Annotated in this window: 16 protein-coding genes; 10 read left to right on the top strand and 6 right to left on the bottom strand. The window is 63.8% G+C overall.

The window, feature by feature from the left end:
- Positions 1-9 precede the first annotated feature (9 nt).
- Positions 10-711 (bottom strand): ribose-5-phosphate isomerase RpiA, encoded by a 702-nt coding sequence (rpiA, locus tag ACZ5WT_RS12365; RefSeq protein ID WP_464284098.1) that lies wholly within the window; start codon positions 709-711, stop codon positions 10-12.
- Positions 712-965: 254 nt separating this feature from the next.
- Between rpiA and ACZ5WT_RS12360 the strand changes: the two genes are divergently transcribed.
- The 4 genes from ACZ5WT_RS12360 (at position 966) to ACZ5WT_RS12345 (ending at position 3,802) form a co-directional block, all read left to right on the top strand.
- Positions 966-1,559, top strand: coding sequence for a L,D-transpeptidase (locus ACZ5WT_RS12360; RefSeq protein ID WP_464284097.1), 594 nt, complete (start codon positions 966-968; stop codon positions 1,557-1,559).
- A 100-nt stretch (positions 1,560-1,659) separates the two neighbouring features.
- Positions 1,660-2,673, top strand: coding sequence for a GTP 3',8-cyclase MoaA (gene moaA, locus ACZ5WT_RS12355; protein ID WP_464284096.1), 1,014 nt, complete (start codon positions 1,660-1,662; stop codon positions 2,671-2,673).
- A gap of 24 nt (positions 2,674-2,697) precedes the next feature.
- Positions 2,698-3,375, top strand: a complete 678-nt coding sequence (locus tag ACZ5WT_RS12350; RefSeq protein WP_464284095.1) for a dienelactone hydrolase family protein — start codon at positions 2,698-2,700, stop codon at positions 3,373-3,375.
- Positions 3,368-3,802: a hypothetical protein gene (locus ACZ5WT_RS12345; RefSeq protein ID WP_464284094.1), complete on the top strand. Its 435-nt coding sequence runs from the start codon at positions 3,368-3,370 to the stop codon at positions 3,800-3,802. Before ACZ5WT_RS12350 ends, ACZ5WT_RS12345 begins: the two co-directional genes overlap by 8 nt.
- 138 nt (positions 3,803-3,940) lie before the next feature.
- On the opposite strand, the gene ACZ5WT_RS12340 is transcribed toward ACZ5WT_RS12345, so the two are convergent.
- Complete coding sequence (locus tag ACZ5WT_RS12340; RefSeq protein ID WP_464287199.1) at positions 3,941-4,420, bottom strand: Lrp/AsnC family transcriptional regulator; 480 nt, start codon at positions 4,418-4,420, stop codon at positions 3,941-3,943.
- A 153-nt stretch (positions 4,421-4,573) separates the two neighbouring features.
- On the bottom strand, positions 4,574-5,077 hold the full coding sequence (locus ACZ5WT_RS12335) for a thermonuclease family protein (RefSeq protein ID WP_464284093.1): 504 nt from the start codon (positions 5,075-5,077) through the stop codon (positions 4,574-4,576).
- Between the two features lie 153 nt (positions 5,078-5,230).
- Between ACZ5WT_RS12335 and ACZ5WT_RS12330 the strand changes: the two genes are divergently transcribed.
- Both ACZ5WT_RS12330 and ACZ5WT_RS12325 read left to right on the top strand, forming a co-directional pair.
- Positions 5,231-6,757, top strand: a complete 1,527-nt coding sequence (locus ACZ5WT_RS12330) for a sensor histidine kinase (RefSeq protein WP_464284092.1) — start codon at positions 5,231-5,233, stop codon at positions 6,755-6,757.
- A 72-nt stretch (positions 6,758-6,829) separates the two neighbouring features.
- A complete protein-coding gene (locus ACZ5WT_RS12325) occupies positions 6,830-7,993 on the top strand; it encodes a serine hydrolase domain-containing protein (protein ID WP_464284091.1) in 1,164 nt (387 codons plus the stop codon).
- A 36-nt stretch (positions 7,994-8,029) separates the two neighbouring features.
- Here the strand turns inward: ACZ5WT_RS12325 and cobT are convergent, their stop codons facing one another.
- A complete protein-coding gene (cobT, locus tag ACZ5WT_RS12320) occupies positions 8,030-9,052 on the bottom strand; it encodes a nicotinate-nucleotide--dimethylbenzimidazole phosphoribosyltransferase (protein ID WP_464284090.1) in 1,023 nt (340 codons plus the stop codon).
- Positions 9,053-9,117: 65 nt separating this feature from the next.
- Here cobT and ACZ5WT_RS12315 point away from each other — a divergent pair, with 65 nt between their 5' ends.
- On the top strand, positions 9,118-9,948 hold the full coding sequence (locus tag ACZ5WT_RS12315) for an adenosylcobinamide-GDP ribazoletransferase (protein ID WP_464284089.1): 831 nt from the start codon (positions 9,118-9,120) through the stop codon (positions 9,946-9,948).
- Between the two features lie 99 nt (positions 9,949-10,047).
- Positions 10,048-10,734 (top strand): retropepsin-like aspartic protease family protein, encoded by a 687-nt coding sequence (locus ACZ5WT_RS12310; RefSeq protein ID WP_464284088.1) that lies wholly within the window; start codon positions 10,048-10,050, stop codon positions 10,732-10,734.
- A 10-nt stretch (positions 10,735-10,744) separates the two neighbouring features.
- Here ACZ5WT_RS12310 and dusA read toward each other — a convergent pair whose 3' ends face one another.
- Complete coding sequence (dusA, locus tag ACZ5WT_RS12305; protein ID WP_464284087.1) at positions 10,745-11,770, bottom strand: tRNA dihydrouridine(20/20a) synthase DusA; 1,026 nt, start codon at positions 11,768-11,770, stop codon at positions 10,745-10,747.
- A 113-nt stretch (positions 11,771-11,883) separates the two neighbouring features.
- Here dusA and ACZ5WT_RS12300 point away from each other — a divergent pair, with 113 nt between their 5' ends.
- Both ACZ5WT_RS12300 and ACZ5WT_RS12295 read left to right on the top strand, forming a co-directional pair.
- The gene (locus tag ACZ5WT_RS12300; protein ID WP_464284086.1) at positions 11,884-12,333 is read left to right on the top strand and encodes a universal stress protein; all 450 of its coding nucleotides are present in this window, start codon (positions 11,884-11,886) and stop codon (positions 12,331-12,333) included.
- 84 nt (positions 12,334-12,417) lie between these two features.
- The gene (locus ACZ5WT_RS12295) at positions 12,418-13,782 is read left to right on the top strand and encodes an FGGY-family carbohydrate kinase (RefSeq protein WP_464284085.1); all 1,365 of its coding nucleotides are present in this window, start codon (positions 12,418-12,420) and stop codon (positions 13,780-13,782) included.
- Here ACZ5WT_RS12295 and ACZ5WT_RS12290 read toward each other — a convergent pair.
- Entirely contained in the window at positions 13,779-14,708 is a 930-nt protein-coding gene (locus ACZ5WT_RS12290) for a DMT family transporter (RefSeq protein ID WP_464284084.1), read from the bottom strand. The two genes, ACZ5WT_RS12295 and ACZ5WT_RS12290, sit on opposite strands and share 4 nt — an antisense overlap.
- Between the last annotated feature and the right edge of the window lie 92 nt (positions 14,709-14,800).

Here is a 14,800-nt window from a genome sequence, read left to right as displayed (position 1 = left end):
GCCGATCCATTAATTTGTGCCGCTCGTCAGCGCTTTTACGCCATCCGGTGTCGCCACATAAGCCTTCTTGCACATATTCAGGAACAACCCATGCTGCACAACGCCGGGAATGTCGAGCAAGTCGCGTGAAAGCGCTTCTGGCTGCGAAATGCGGCCAAAAAAAGCATCCAGAATGAGGTGTCCACCATCGGTGACGAAGGTGGTAGCCGGAGCAGATTCGCGCAGCTTGAGGCCGCCTTCGGCGCCATGGCGGGCGATGACGGCGGCAACGGCATGGCGCGTCGCGCCCAGGCCGAAGCGGTTGACTTCGATCGGCAGCGGGAAGCGGCCCAGCGTTTCGACGATCTTGGAGGCGTCGGCGATGACGACCATGGCATCCGACGCGGCCGCAACGATCTTCTCGCGCAGCAAGGCGCCGCCGCCACCCTTGATCAAATTGAGATGCGGATCGATCTCGTCGGCGCCATCGACGGTGAGATCGAGGCGGTCGAGCGTATCGAGATCGGAAAGGGGAATGCCGAGCGACTGCGCCTGGCGCGCGGTTGCTTCGGAGGTCGGCACGCAGATGCACTCAAATCCGGCAGCAACCTTGGCGCCCAGCAGATCAACAAAGTGCCACGCCGTGGAACCGGTTCCGAGGCCAAGCCGCATGCCGGGCCGCACATCGGCCAGGGCCATTGCGGCCGCCTGACGCTTCAAATCTTCACTCATGATCGCCTCGCGGTGGTTCAAACCTGGCCAATTGCAGGGGTTTGCCGCCCTGTCAATGCCGACTAAAGGCGTCGATCACGGTTAGGTGAATGACAACTGTAACCTGCTGGCAACACAATTTTGTCATCGTGGCCTCACTGTGGCGATTTTGGGGCGCGATCCTCTATTCGCTATTTCGCAAAGAGCGTAAGCAACCGCAATTGTAAGAAGGGGCGAATCGGAAGCCCGTTCTACTCCAGAGGCCAAGACGTCAGATGTTCAATATCAAGTCAGTGGTAGCAATCGGACTGTCGATACTGTTGTCGACAACCGGCGTCGTTCAGGCGGCAAGCTCGCTCGTATACGACTCCCGCAGCGGCAACTGGGTCGAAGCGGCCGAGCTGGCACCGCGCACCCGCGCCGGCAGCGCCATCCGCAAGGAAATCGTCGACTACCAGACCAAATATCAGCCTGGCACGATCGTGATCGAGACCGGCGAACGCCGCCTCTATCTCGTGCTCGAAGGCGGCAAGGCCATGAAGTATGGCGTTGGCGTTGGCCGCGACGGCTTCACCTGGTCGGGCTCGCACCGCATCAGCCGCAAGGCCGAGTGGCCAGGCTGGACCCCGCCCCCGGCCATGCGCAAGCGCGTGCCGGACCTGCCGGCCTATATGGAAGGCGGCCCGGACAATCCGCTCGGCGCACGTGCGCTCTATATCGGCTCGACGCTTTATCGCGTGCATGGCACGTCCGAGCCCTGGTCGATCGGCCAGGCTGTGTCGTCGGGCTGCATCCGCCTCACCAATGAAGACGTGAGCGACCTCTACGAGCGCGTCAAAGTTGGTGCGCTGGTGGTTGTGAACCACTAGAGGTCTGCCTCTAGCGCAAGATTTGGGGGCTGCCTTTCGGGGCGGCCCTTTTTGTTTGTGGCGGCTTTGAAAGCGGCCCGGCAGGCGATAAGTTCAGACCATGACCAGCCCACTGCCCCCTGCCCGCCCGCTCGTTGACCGTTATGGGCGGCACATTTCCTACCTGCGCATATCGGTGACGGACCGCTGCGATTTCCGCTGCGTCTATTGCATGTCCGAAGACATGACATTCCTGCCCAAGCGCGATGTGCTGAGCTTTGAGGAAGTCGAGACCATCGCCAATGCGTTCATCGCGCGTGGCGTGACCAAGCTGCGACTGACCGGCGGCGAACCGCTGGTGCGGCGCGACATCATGGATCTGGTGCGGACACTCGGGGCGCGTATCGGAAATGGGCTGGAAGAGCTGACGCTGACCACCAATGGCAGCCAGCTGCACAAGCATGCCCAGGGACTGGCCGATGCGGGCGTGCGGCGGCTCAACGTTTCGGTGGATACGCTGGACCCCGAGCGGTTTCGCGCCATCACGCGCCGCGGACGGCTCGACGATGTGCTGGCGGGGATCGACGCGGCGCAGGCGGCGGGACTTGCCATCAAGATTAACATGGTGGCGATGCGCGGCGTCAATGACGACGAAATCGAGCCGATGATGGCCTGGGCGCATGGGCGCGGCATGGGCCTGACGCTGATCGAGGGCATGCCGCTGGGCGAAGTGGGCATCGACCGGGTGGACAGTTACCTGCCGCTGCGCGAACTGCATGAAAAGCTGTCTCGGCGCTATACCCTGACCAAGTTGGACAAGCGCACCGGGGGCCCCGCCCGCTATGTGCATGTTGCCGAGACGGGAGGCGTGCTGGGCTTCATCACGCCGATGAGCCACAATTTCTGCGAAAGCTGCAACCGCGTCCGGCTGACGGCGACGGGACAATTGTTCCTGTGCCTGGGCCAGGACGATCAGGTGAACCTGCGCGACGCATTGCGCGATGGCGGGATGGCCGCGCTGGACGCAGCGCTCGACCATGCCATGCTGATCAAGCCCAAGGGGCATGACTTTGTCATCGACCGCGCCCGGCCGGAGCCGGCACTGGGACGGCATATGAATGTGACGGGCGGCTAACGACCGGGGGGAATGGAGGACTGCATGGGCGAACGGATTTTGCTGACGGCCAGCGATGGATTTGAACTCAATGCCTATCGCGCGACGCCGGAGGGCAAGCCGCGCGGCGGGGTGGTGGTGATCCAGGAGGTCTGGGGCCTCAACAACTGGATCCGCAGCGTGGTCGACCGCTTCGCCCGGCACGGCTACCTGACCGTGGCACCCGCGATGTTCGACCGGGTCGAGTTTGGCTACGAAAGCAACAATTACGGCCCCGAACAGTTCGCCATCATCGGCGAGCTGATGAAAAAGTTCGACCACAAGACGGCCCAGCTCGACGTGGCAGCGGCCGTTGGCGCGGCGTCGGCCGGGGGCAAGGTGGGCATTACCGGTTACTGCTTTGGCGGGGCGACGACGTGGCGCGCGGCTTCCCATCAGGGACTGGGGCTCAGCGCGGCGTCGGGCTATTACGGCGGCGGAGTGCCCAACTACATAGAGATGGCCCCGACTATTCCGATCGAAATGCACTTCGGCGACAATGACAGCGGCATTCCGCTCGACCAGGTGGACTCGCTCAAGGGGCGCCACCCGGAGGCCGACATCTATGTTTATTCAGCGGGGCACGGCTTCTGCAACAGCGACCGCCCGGACCGGTTCGACGAGGCTGCCTGCACCAAGGCATCGGCGCGCACGCTCGACTTCTTCCGCAAGCATCTTGGATAGCCTCGCCAGACACCGGGACTATCTCGAAGGCGAGTGGCGCGCGGCGCAGGCTGCGCCGCTTTCGGCACGCAAGGCGATGCTCGTCGCGATGCTGATCGACGCCTTTGTGGACCGGATGTTTACGGCGCTGCCGCCGGATGCCGGGGACATCCTCGAATATCGGGCAGAGGTGGCCGCTTCGTCTCCGGCGCTGGGGCTGTTGCTCGCACTGTGTAGCCGCAGGGATGGCGTGGACCTGGTGACCGAAGCGGTGCAAGTGCCGATCGCGGACTATGGCAAGCTGTCCGAAGCAGACTTCATGGTGAGCCTATACAACGACCATAGCGTGCAGCGGGTGCAGATCGTCGGGGCCGATGGAGAGCGACGCGACATGCACGAGGTGTTGCGCGAGGCGATGGGGGCGCTGGCGCTGGCCCACCAGCGCTGAGCCCCCCACCCTAACCAGCCATTCGAGCTTAGCTCTCATGGCCTTGCTCGCTCAAATCGCTCCACTGGAGCGATTTGTCCCTGCGGGCCGCTCTCAAGCCCCACAAGGGGGAGGGAGACAGATCGGGGCTTGCTGGGCCTACTTGTCGTCGTCGACGACGATGGCGAAGTCGAGCGGGAGGGCCGTGGTGTATTTGATCTGGCCCATGGCAAAGGCAGAGCTGACGTCGGTCAGGTTGATCTTGCTGATGAGGCGTTTGTAGAAGGCGTCGTAGGCGCCGATATCGGGCACGACGACACGCATCAGGTAGTCGACGTCGCCGCTCATGCGGTAGAATTCGACGACTTCGGGGAATTCGTCGATGACGCCGGCGAATTTACGCATCCAGCCGTCATTGTGCTCGTTGGTCTTGACCGAAACGAAGACGGTGACGCCGACATTGACCTTGACCGGATCCAGCACGGCGACGCGGCGCTGAATGACGCCGTCTTCCTCCATCTTCTGAATGCGGCGCCAGCAGGGGGTGGTCGACAACCCAACCTTGCGGCCGATTTCGGCCACCGGCATGGTCGCATCCTTCTGCAGCAGAGTGAGGATTTTTCTGTCGATCTTATCCAAAGCCATATCGCCCCCGCGAAATCAGATTTCTTATTCCGACTAAAACGCCGCTCATTTTGGACGATTAACTGCCACATTCGCCCGAGCTTAGCAATAACTTGCGCGACCCGAACGATAGCCCGAGGGCATCAGTGGCATCAAATCATCAGATAATCAGAGCCCAAACCCAGATAACCAGCCGCGCCACCCCTGCGGCCGGGCATGATCATCGCGCCAACTGCGCGGCGTGTCGAATCCGCCGGACCAGATGCCGCGCTTCTGGCGCTGCGCATCGGCCTGTTCGCCGCCATAAGCTCCGGCAGATATGGCGAGACCTTCGGCAACCAGGATGGCCCCCAGGTCGCGGCCGCCGACGGTGCAGCGGGCCAGCAGTCGATCGTATTGATCGCGGCCCTCGGGACGGCAATCGACGGAGTTGCGCGCGAGCAAGCCCGCCATCCGATCGCGGGCGGCCCAGCCGCAGGGCCAGGACTTACCGGAGGCGTCGGTGCAGTTCTGCGCCAGTTCGGGCGCGTCGAGGCCGAGCAGGCGCACACGATCCTCACCAAGGCGGAAACTGTCGCCGTCGCTGGCGCGCGCCATGCCGCTGACGGGCGCCGGAAACGGATCCAAAGCGGCCGCAGCCACCGCGACAACGGCCAGAACGGCGATGCCCAAAACGGCCCCGCGCGGGCCTTTGAACGGTCTATAGTGTGATCGTCGTGAGCCCCAGATTTCATCACCCGTTAACTACGCGGTCGCTAGTGTTGGACCAGTAGCGTAGCGAATGCGTTTTTTGTTCGCATTATTTAGTAACGAGTAATGAGTTCCATGGCGTCGCAACCGACGGTCATAGATGACGTCCGTTCACAGATGGGACGTGACGGCAAGCGTACGGCCCAGAAAACCGTACTGGACGCGCGACAGCGCCTCACCTCCAGTTCCGGCACCCGCGCCGATTACGATTTCGAGCTGATGCATGACTATGCGCAGTCGCGGCTGAACGCTGCAGTGCCGATGGCTGCCATCGTGGTCATCCTGTCTGTCGTCGCCAGCTTCTGGGTGCCCGTGGTGTTCACCACGCTATGGGCAGGGCTGGTCATTCTGAGCCTGCTGATCGTTGCGCTGGTGGCGCAGCGGTTCAGGCGCAGCGGGCAATCGAAATTCAATGCCGGGCGCTGGACGACCAGCTTCGTCGCCGCCGAAACCGTCTATGGGCTCGCCTGGTCGTTGATCGCACTGTTTACGCTGGTCGCTCGGCCCGACATGCTGACGCCGGTAATGTTTGCCATGGTGCTGGTGAGCGTGGCCGCCAACTCGGTGGCGACCCACACCCTGCCCCCGGCAACGCTGATGAGCACCCTGCCCGTGACCGTAACGGTTTCGGCCAATCTCATCGCGCTGGGCGGCACGCTGAACTACACGCTCGCCGCCGTCGCCATTTGTGGCGAGATCTTTTTCGTTTATGTCGCCCGCCAAATGCATGCCGCGGAGCTCGAGACCATTTCCCATCAGGCGGAAAAGGACGCACTGATCAGCGAGCTCGAAGAGGCAAGGCAGATGTCGGACGAGGCGCGGCGCCATGCCGAGCAGGCCAATATCGCCAAGTCGCAGTTCCTCGCGACGATGAGCCACGAGCTGCGCACGCCGCTCAACGCCATTATCGGCTTTTCCGAAGTGCTCAAATCGGAGCTGCTGGGGCCGCACCAGGTACCGCAATACAAGGAATATGCCGGGGACATTCACGGCAGCGGCCAGCATCTGCTGAACCTGATCAACGAACTGCTCGACCTCAGCCGCATCGAGGCGGGCAAATACGAGCTCAACGAAGAAGTGGTGTCGCTGGTCGATATCGCCGAAGACTGCCGCCGCATGATGGAGCTGCGCGCCAAATCGAAGGGCATCGAGCTGGTCTACAATGCCGGCAACAACCTGCCGAACCTGTGGGGCGACGAACGCGCCATTCGCCAGGTGGTGCTGAACCTTCTGAGCAATGCCATCAAGTTCACGCCCCAGCATGGCCGCATCGTGCTCGTCGTCACCCGGAGCGGGGATGGCGGGCAGTACATCTCGGTCAAGGATAACGGGCCCGGCATTCCAGATTCCGAAATCGAAACCGTGCTATCGTCCTTCGGCCAGGGCTCCCTGGCCCAGAAGACCGCCGAACAGGGCGCGGGGCTTGGCCTGCCGATCGTGCAGAAGATCATGGAGCTGCATCAGGGCCGGTTCGACCTGTTCAGCAAGCTGCGTTTCGGCACCGAAGTGATCGCCACCTTCCCGCGCGCCCGCGTGATGGATGCACTGGCACCGGTGGTGGAAAAGAAGAACCGCCTCGAGATTTACTCGCAGGCCGGCTAACCCATAGGCGTGATGGACTCCTCCTGCGGAAGCTGCGCCTTTAGACGCGCCGCTTCAGACAGGAGTTGTTCAATGAATTCCTTCACGCGCTTCGCAGGGTCTCTTAGCATTCTCGCGCTCAGTGCCCTGCCCGCTTTGGCCGCATCCGACATCAACGGCCTGCTCGAAAAGATCCGCGACGAGTACAAGCTGCCCTCGCTGGCAGCTGCGGTAGTAAAGAATGGCGAAGTTGTCGCGGCCGGGGCCGTGGGCACACGTGTCGTCGGCATGGACCTGCCAGTAACGGTGAATGACCGCTATCACCTTGGCTCGGACACCAAAGCCATGACGGCGACCATCGCCGGAACGCTGGTGGACGAGGGCAAGCTGCGCTGGGACAGCACGGTGGGCGAGGTGCTCGGAAGCAAGATCAAAGGCATGAGTGACGGCCTCAAGGCCGTGACGCTCCAGCAGTTGCTGTCGCATTCGAGCGGCATCCCCACCGACAATGACGAGATCCTGGCGCTGTATTTCAACGTCAATGCCTTCGACCATAACCCGGACGCGCTCCGGCTGATGGCTATCGATGCGTGGAAAGCCAATGAGCCAAAAGTGCCCGAGGGTTCGCCGTTCCAATATTCGAACCTGGGTTACCTGATCGCGGGCGCGATGATCGACACGGCAGCGGGAAAGCCCTGGGAAGTGTTGATGCATGAGCGCATCTTCGAGCCGCTCGGCCTGACCACCGCCGGCCTTGGGCCGCAGGCCACCTACGGCCTCTACGATGCGCCGATGGGCCATCGACTGGCTGCGGACGGATCGCTATCGCCGGCCACCTGGGGCGCGGCGGCAGATGTTCCTCCGATGCTTGGACCTGCCGGCAATGCTCATATGTCGGTGATCGACTTCGCGCGCTGGGGCGGCTGGAATGCCAGCGGCGGCACCGCCCCGCAGATTGTGACCAGCGCAACGCTCGGTGAAATCCACCGCGCCCATGTGCAAACTCCCAAAATGCCAAACCCGCCACCAGGCACCCCGGGCGAAGGCGAATATGCCTTTGGATGGGGCCTGTCGAAATTCGACTGGGCTGACTACGCCTTGCTGTCCCACAACGGCTCGAACGGCATGAACCTGGCCAAGATCCTGGTTGATACCAAGACGGGGCTGGCCATTGCCACGGTAACCAATCAGCCCGGCTCAGAGGCTGACCGCGCGCTGTCGGACGTGGTGCAGGCCCTCTATACCGAGCAGAAGTGACAGCGGGCGATTGCCGGCGACAGGCCGCCGGCTTCTCTAGGCGTCCTTGCCGCTGATGGCGGCGCTTTCAAAGGTCGCCATGTTGTTGTGCAGGTGCAGCGCGGTCTTGGCCAGCACGGCGGCCATGGCGGCGCCGCTTCCCTCGCCGAGGCGCATGCCCAGATCGAGCAGGCCTTTCTGGCCCATGGCGTTGAGCGCGCGGGTGTGGCCGTGCTCGGCAGAGACGTGGCCAAACAGGCAGTGATCGATGGCGGCGGGATTGATCGCGTGGGCGATGGCGGCGGCTGACGTCGCGACGAAGCCATCGACGATTACCGGCACCTTCTGGTGGCGGGCGGCAATCAGCGCGCCGAGCATGGCAGCGATTTCGCGGCCACCGAGGCGGGCGAGGACGGCCAGGGGGTGATCGAGTTCGCCGGCATGGCGGGCCAGTGCGCGATCGACGGCATCGGCCTTGCGGGCAAGACCTGCGTCATCGACGCCAGTGCCCCGGCCGACCCAATCGGCGCCGGTGCCGCCATAAAGCGCGGCGAAGATGGCGGCGGCGACGGTGGTGTTGCCGATGCCCATTTCACCGATGCAGATGAGATCAGGCTTACCGGCAATGGCTTCCATGCCATAGGCGATGGTGGCGGCGCACATCTTGTCGTCGAGCGCGGGCTCGAGGGTGATATCGCCGGTGGGCAGTTCGAGCGCCAGTTCGAACACGCGAAGATTGATTTCGTGCAGCGCGCAGATCTGGGAGATGGCGGCGCCGCCATTGGTGAAGTTGGCGACCATCTGGGCCGTGACTTCGCGTGGATAGGCCGACACGCCCTGATCGGTTACACCGTGATTGCCGGCGAAGATGGTGACCATGGGATTGTCGAGCCGTGGCTTGGCGCGGCCCTGCCAGCGGGCAAGAAACTCCACCAGCCCTTCCAGAGCGCCGAGCGAGCCGGCGGGCTTAGTGAGCTTGGCATCATGGGCGCGAACCGCCGCAACGGCGGCTTCGTCACCATCCGGAGCGATGGTCAGAAGCTCAATGACATCGGCGTAGGCAGGGCTGAGCGTGGGCATGGCGAGTCACGGTGGTTCGGGGTAGGAAGGTGGCGACTTGTTGCCGATTGCAGGACGAAAAGCAATTGAACGCCGAAGAACCCACCGTCGCACCAGCCGAACCCAGTGGCCCGAAAGGCCCCGTTGGCGGCCACGGACTGGGTGACGACCTGGTGATGGCGTTGCGGTTTTTCTCCCGCCTGCCGACCGGCAACACGCCCCACCAATTGCCCGACCTGGGACGTATTGCCATGGCTCTGCCGCTGGCCAGCGTGGTGATCGGCGGCGGCCCGGTGCTGCTGCTCATCGGCGGCACGCTGATCGGATTGCCGAGCTATTTCGCGGCCGCGCTGGCCGTAGCGGCAATGGTGCTGGCGAGCGGGGCCATGGCCGAAGATGCGCTGGCGGATGCGGCCGATGGCCTGTTTGGCGGGCACACGACCGAACGGCGGCTCGAAATCCTGAAGGACAGCCGGCACGGCACCTATGGGGTAGCGGCGCTGGCGCTGTTTCTGATGCTGCGCGTGGCAGCCCTTGGCGCGATGGCCGCGATCAATCCCTTGGTGGCGGGCGCGGTGTGGCTGGCGGCCAGCATCGTGGGACGGTCAGGCGGGCTGTGGCTGGCCGTGGCATTGCCCGCTGCACGCGCCGATGGCGCCTCGGCGGCGGCCGGACGGCTGCCAATGCGGAGTTTTGCCGTGGGCGCGGTGTTTGCCGCCGTGCTGCTGTTTCTGCTGGCCGGACCGGCGACCAGTTTGCTGGCACTTTGTTTTGCGCTGCTGTTGGCTTTGGCGGTGATCGCAGGCTGGACGGCCCTTTGCCGGCGGCTCGTTGGCGGGCAGACGGGCGACCTGATTGGAGCGCTGGTGGCGCTGGTGGAAATCGCCGTGCTGACGGGGCTGTTGCCGTTTGTCTGAACAGCGCGATCGCGCTTGGGGGCAGTTCGGCCTTGAAATTGTCATCGCACATGCCTTTATCGTCTTGATGAGACTGACAATCCCGCTGGAGGCGCAGGCATGATCTTTATCGGCATTGCGCTGGTTATCGCGGTGGGGCTTGCCCTGCTGATCAATGCCGATGTTGGAAGTCTCGCCGGACTGACGCAAATGCAGACGGCCCAACTCATCCCGCTTCTGGTGATCCTCCTGGTGTTTGCCGGTGGGCTCTTTACGCGCCGTCGCCGGGCATCCGAGCTGGTGGGGAGCCTGCTGCTGTGGGTCGGCATTTTTGGCGTGGCGGCCGTGACTTATGCCTATCGCGACGAGTTGACCGGCATGGCTGGACGCGTGATGGGCGAGTTCCGGCCCGGGGTTGCCGTGGTGGACGCCGAGCAAGGCATCGCCACCTTCCGCCGGGGCGTGGGCGGGCATTTCGAAATCAACGCGACGGTCAACGGGCACACGACGCCGATGATCTTCGACACCGGGGCGAGCGCCGTGGTGCTGACGATCGCCGATGCCGAGGCAGCGGGGATCGACGTTCGCGGGCTATCGTTCACCCTGCCCGTCGCGACGGCCAATGGCACCGGACGGGCGGCGCGCGTGCGGCTGGACCGCATCGAAGTGGGCGGGATCGTGCGCGAGCGCGTCGTCGCCTTCGTCACCGAGGCCGAAGCACTCAAGACCAGCCTGTTGGGCATGACCTTCCTCGAGACGCTGAGCCGGTACAGCGTTACCCAGAATTCGCTGGAGCTGGTGGATTAAGAGGGCGAGGCTAGACCGCGTCGGCGAGGGCGTGGCGGTTTACGGCTTCTAGGGCGCGCGTCATCACCGAGGAGTCGGCGCCGGGTTTGCAGGCATCGACGCTGAGAATCTGGCGGAACTGACGGGCGCCGGGCAGGCCGTTGGCAAGCCCCAGCATATGGCGGGCGATGTTGTTGAGGCGGGTGCCCTCGGCGGCGGCCTCACGGTCGGCATAGGCGGCCATGGCATGCATGATTTCGACGAGCCCTTGGGGCTCCTCGGTTGCACCGAAGAACAGGCGATCGACATCGGCCAGCAGCATGGGCGTGTGATAGGCAGCGCGGCCCAGCATGACGCCATCGGTGTGGGCCATCTCGGCCACGGCGATCTCGATGCTGTCCAGCCCACCATTGATCATCACCGGGAGCGGGGTGAGCCGCGCGCGCAGGCGATGGACCCGATCGTAATCGAGCGGGGGAATGGTGCGGTTTTCCTTGGGGCTGAGGCCCTTGAGCCAGGCCTTGCGGGCATGCACATAGAGGGCATCCACGCCAGCTTCGACCATCTTGTCGGCGAAGCGATCGAGACTTTCCTCGGTATCCTGATCGTCGATGCCGATGCGGCATTTGACGGTGACGGGGCGATCCGTCGCGTCGCGCATTGCGCGCACGCAATCGGCAACGAGATCCGGCTCGGCCATCAGGCAGGCGCCGAAGCGTCCGGACTGCACGCGATCGGAGGGGCAGCCGACATTCAGGTTGATCTCCGCATAGCCGAAGTCATGCGCCAGGCGCGTGGCCTTAGCCAGTTCGACCGGATCGGATCCGCCAAGCTGGAGCGCCACGGGCTGTTCGAAGCAATCAAAACGCAGGTGACGGGCCGCATCGCCGTGGACAATGGCGGCGCTCGTCACCATTTCGGTAAACAGCAAGGCTTCGCGCGTGAGGAGGCGATGGAGGTACCGGCAATGGCGGTCCGTCCAATCCATCATCGGGGCCACGCTAAAACGGCGGGCACGCCGAACGGTCTCGGCATCATCTCTGCGGGTCTGTTGCATGCCGCTTCCATAGTATTGATTAACTTGCGGGGCAATGCACGAGGGTATGATCTGGATCAAGACCAGCACCGCATGGCACGCATAAGCTGACTGAAGCAGAAAAGGAGCGCAGCATGTATACACGCATCGTCGTCGCCGTTGATGGTTCGGATCTGGCAGACAAGGCCCTCCGCCACGCCCTGACTTTGGCCAAGGAGTTCGGCGCAAAGCTATTCGTGGTGCACTCGACCGATCCGATGGTGCTGGCGGCGCCGGCGGCCGGCCTGATTGCCATGGATACGGGCGTCATCCTCACCGAAATCGAAAAAGCCAATGCAGACATGGCCAAGGCCACTCTGGACGAGGCCAAGCAAGTGGCACAGGCCAGCGGCCAGGTCATCGAAACACTGCACGTACCAGACAGTCTGCCGGCGGACGCCATCCTCTCCACTGCCAGTCGGCAAGGCGCCGATCTCATCGTCATGGGGTCGCATGGGCGGCGTGGACTGGGGCGGCTGCTGCTCGGCAGCCAGGCGGCCGAGGTGCTGGCGCATTCCGACATCCCGGTGCTGGTGATCAAGTAGGTCTCCCTTGGCGCTAACATGTTAGTTCTGGCGCCGATCACCGATTTCAAGTAATGCGGCAGGGGAGACCCGTGAGTATGCTTCATGCCCCTGCCCCGTTCCGTCGCCGTCATTGATATTGGCAAGACCAACGCCAAAGTCGTCCTGATCGACGCGGAGACGCGGCAGCAAATTGCCGGGCGCAGCACGCCCAACACTGTGCTGCGCGACGGGCCCTATCCCCATGCCGATGTGGAGCGGCTGTGGGCATTCATTCTCGATAGCCTGCGGGAGCTGCAGGCCGCACATGGGGTGGATGGGATATCCATCACCACGCATGGCGCCACCGCCGCGCTGATGGCCGGGGACACGCTGGCCATGCCGGTGCTCGATTATGAGCATGAGGGCCCCGACAGCATGGCCGACGCCTACGGCGCGATGCGGCCCGATTTCGCCGAGACGCTGTCGCCGCGCCTGCCGCATGGGCTCAATCTGGGCGCGCAGATCTTCTGGCAATCGCAGGCCTTTCCCGAGGCTTTCGCCGGTGTCACGGCCATCCTGACCTATCCGCAATATTGGGCCTGGCGGCTGACGGGCGTGATGGCGAGCGAGGTCACCTCTCTGGGCTGCCATACCGACTTGTGGGCGCCAGCGCGCGGTGACTTTTCGGGCATGGTGGCGGCGCAGGGCTGGATCGAGCGGTTCCCGCCCATCCGGCCTGCGGCATCGGTGTTGGGCAGCATTGTGCCAGAAGTCGCGGAAGCGACGGGGCTTGGTGCGGATACGCCGGTGACCTGCGGCATCCACGATTCCAATGCATCGCTGCTGCCCCATCTCGGCGGAAAAGAACCGCCCTTCAGCATCATTTCGACCGGCACCTGGACCATTGTCATGACGGTTGGCGGCGGCACAGATCGGCTGGATCCGGCGCGGGACAGCCTCGCCAATGTCGACGCCTTCGGGCGCGCGGTCCCCACGGCGCGTTTCATGGGCGGGCGGGAGTTTGACCTGCTGGTGAAGCAGATCGGCGAACCGCGCGCGGGTGACGTGGCGCGGATCATCGCCGAGGATATCCGGGTGCAGCCCAGCTTCATGCCGGGCGTAGGCCCCTTCCCCACCGCAGTGGGGCGCTGGACAGTGGACCCAACGACGCTGACGGCAGCAGAGCAAACGGCAGCGGCCTCACTCTATCTCGCACTGGTGACGCGGGCCAGCCTCGACCTCTGCGGGCTGGGCCACGAGATCATCATCGAGGGGCCGCTGGCGCGCAACGTCCTGTTCGGACAGGCGCTGGCATCCCTGACCGGCGTGCCGGTCAGCGCGTCGGGTGATGCGACGGGCACCAGTCTTGGCGCCAGCATGCTGTTTGGCGGGGCGACGGCACCAGCGGCGGCCGGGGTGGCGATTGCTCCCCTCGCTATCGAGGGCTTTGCCGAGTATGCCGCCCGCTGGCGCGCCGATATCGGCTAGGGAGCGGCGCCGGTCGGGTCGGTATCAATGGCGGTAAACCGCTTAGCCAACTGGCGCTCGCGCAGCCAGATATAAAGCCCGCTGAGAATGATGATGGCCGCGCCCAGGATGAACCACTGGTCTGGGGGCTGATTGAAGATCAGCCAGCTCGCCATGGCCATGTAGAGCAGGCTCAAATAGCTGAAGGGCGCGAGGGTCGATGGCGGCGCATAGCGATGGGCCACCGAGTTCAGATAATGCCCGCCAAGCCCCGCGGCGCCCATCACCGCGAAAGCTGCCCATGAAATGGGTTGGGTAGGCCAGACCCAGCCCGTGAAGGCCACCGGCGCCAGCAGGATAACCGGCGTTGCACCAGCATAGAACTGCTGGGTGAGCGCGGAATCCACGCCCGCAAGCTTGCGCGTCAGGATCGAGAACAGGGCAAGGAAAATGGCGCAGCCCACGCTGAGCAGCGCCGCCGGCTGGAATGCCTCGGAGCCGGGCCGGACAATGATCAGGATGCCGATGAAGCCCACGCCGATGGCGAGCCAGCGGCGCCAACCGACGGTTTCGCCCAGCAGCGGCCCGGACAGCGCACAGATGATCAGCGGTGACGTGAACTGGATGGCGCTGGTGACAGTGAGCGGCAGGTAGCGCATCGCGAGGAAATTGAGGCCGGTCGTGCAGAGCAGGCACGCACCGCGCAGGATTTCGAGCTTGAGATTGTTGCTCTTCCAGAGGTTCTTCCCGGTGACCGGCAGGAATAGCAGGAACAACAGCACCAAGTGCATGCCATAGCGAACGAAGACGATTTCCGTCGTCGGCATGCCCTCGATGGACAGCCATTTGGCCGAAATATCGAGAACCAGCAGCACCAGTTGGGACATCAAGACCAGGGCGATCGCGTAGTTGGCGCGGTTTTCAACCGGAGCGACAGCGTGGGTCATCTGGACGTCGAGGAAGTATTTGAAAACAAGGGCATGACAAGTCCAGGGGCCGCACGACAGGCAGTGCGCTAGGGTTGGTTGATGGCGGGCCG

The organism is Devosia sp. T2-14 (assembly GCF_055397495.1).
The sequence above is the reverse complement of the archived record's forward strand: the minus strand, read 5'-3'. Positions and strand labels throughout refer to the sequence as shown.

Excerpts from the sequence above, each read along its gene's own strand:
- rpiA (WP_464284098.1), bottom strand. The coding sequence starts at position 711 with ATGAGTGAAGATTTGAAGCGTCAGGCGGCCGCAATGGCCCTGGCCGAT.
- ACZ5WT_RS12360 (WP_464284097.1), top strand. The coding sequence starts at position 966 with ATGTTCAATATCAAGTCAGTGGTAGCAATCGGACTGTCGATACTGTTG.
- moaA (WP_464284096.1), top strand. The coding sequence starts at position 1,660 with ATGACCAGCCCACTGCCCCCTGCCCGCCCGCTCGTTGACCGTTATGGG.
- ACZ5WT_RS12350 (WP_464284095.1), top strand. The coding sequence starts at position 2,698 with ATGGGCGAACGGATTTTGCTGACGGCCAGCGATGGATTTGAACTCAAT.
- ACZ5WT_RS12330 (WP_464284092.1), top strand. The coding sequence starts at position 5,231 with ATGGCGTCGCAACCGACGGTCATAGATGACGTCCGTTCACAGATGGGA.
- ACZ5WT_RS12325 (WP_464284091.1), top strand. The coding sequence starts at position 6,830 with ATGAATTCCTTCACGCGCTTCGCAGGGTCTCTTAGCATTCTCGCGCTC.
- cobT (WP_464284090.1), bottom strand. The coding sequence starts at position 9,052 with ATGCCCACGCTCAGCCCTGCCTACGCCGATGTCATTGAGCTTCTGACC.
- ACZ5WT_RS12310 (WP_464284088.1), top strand. The coding sequence starts at position 10,048 with ATGATCTTTATCGGCATTGCGCTGGTTATCGCGGTGGGGCTTGCCCTG.
- dusA (WP_464284087.1), bottom strand. The coding sequence starts at position 11,770 with ATGCAACAGACCCGCAGAGATGATGCCGAGACCGTTCGGCGTGCCCGC.
- ACZ5WT_RS12300 (WP_464284086.1), top strand. The coding sequence starts at position 11,884 with ATGTATACACGCATCGTCGTCGCCGTTGATGGTTCGGATCTGGCAGAC.
- ACZ5WT_RS12295 (WP_464284085.1), top strand. The coding sequence starts at position 12,418 with ATGCCCCTGCCCCGTTCCGTCGCCGTCATTGATATTGGCAAGACCAAC.
- ACZ5WT_RS12290 (WP_464284084.1), bottom strand. The coding sequence starts at position 14,708 with ATGACCCACGCTGTCGCTCCGGTTGAAAACCGCGCCAACTACGCGATC.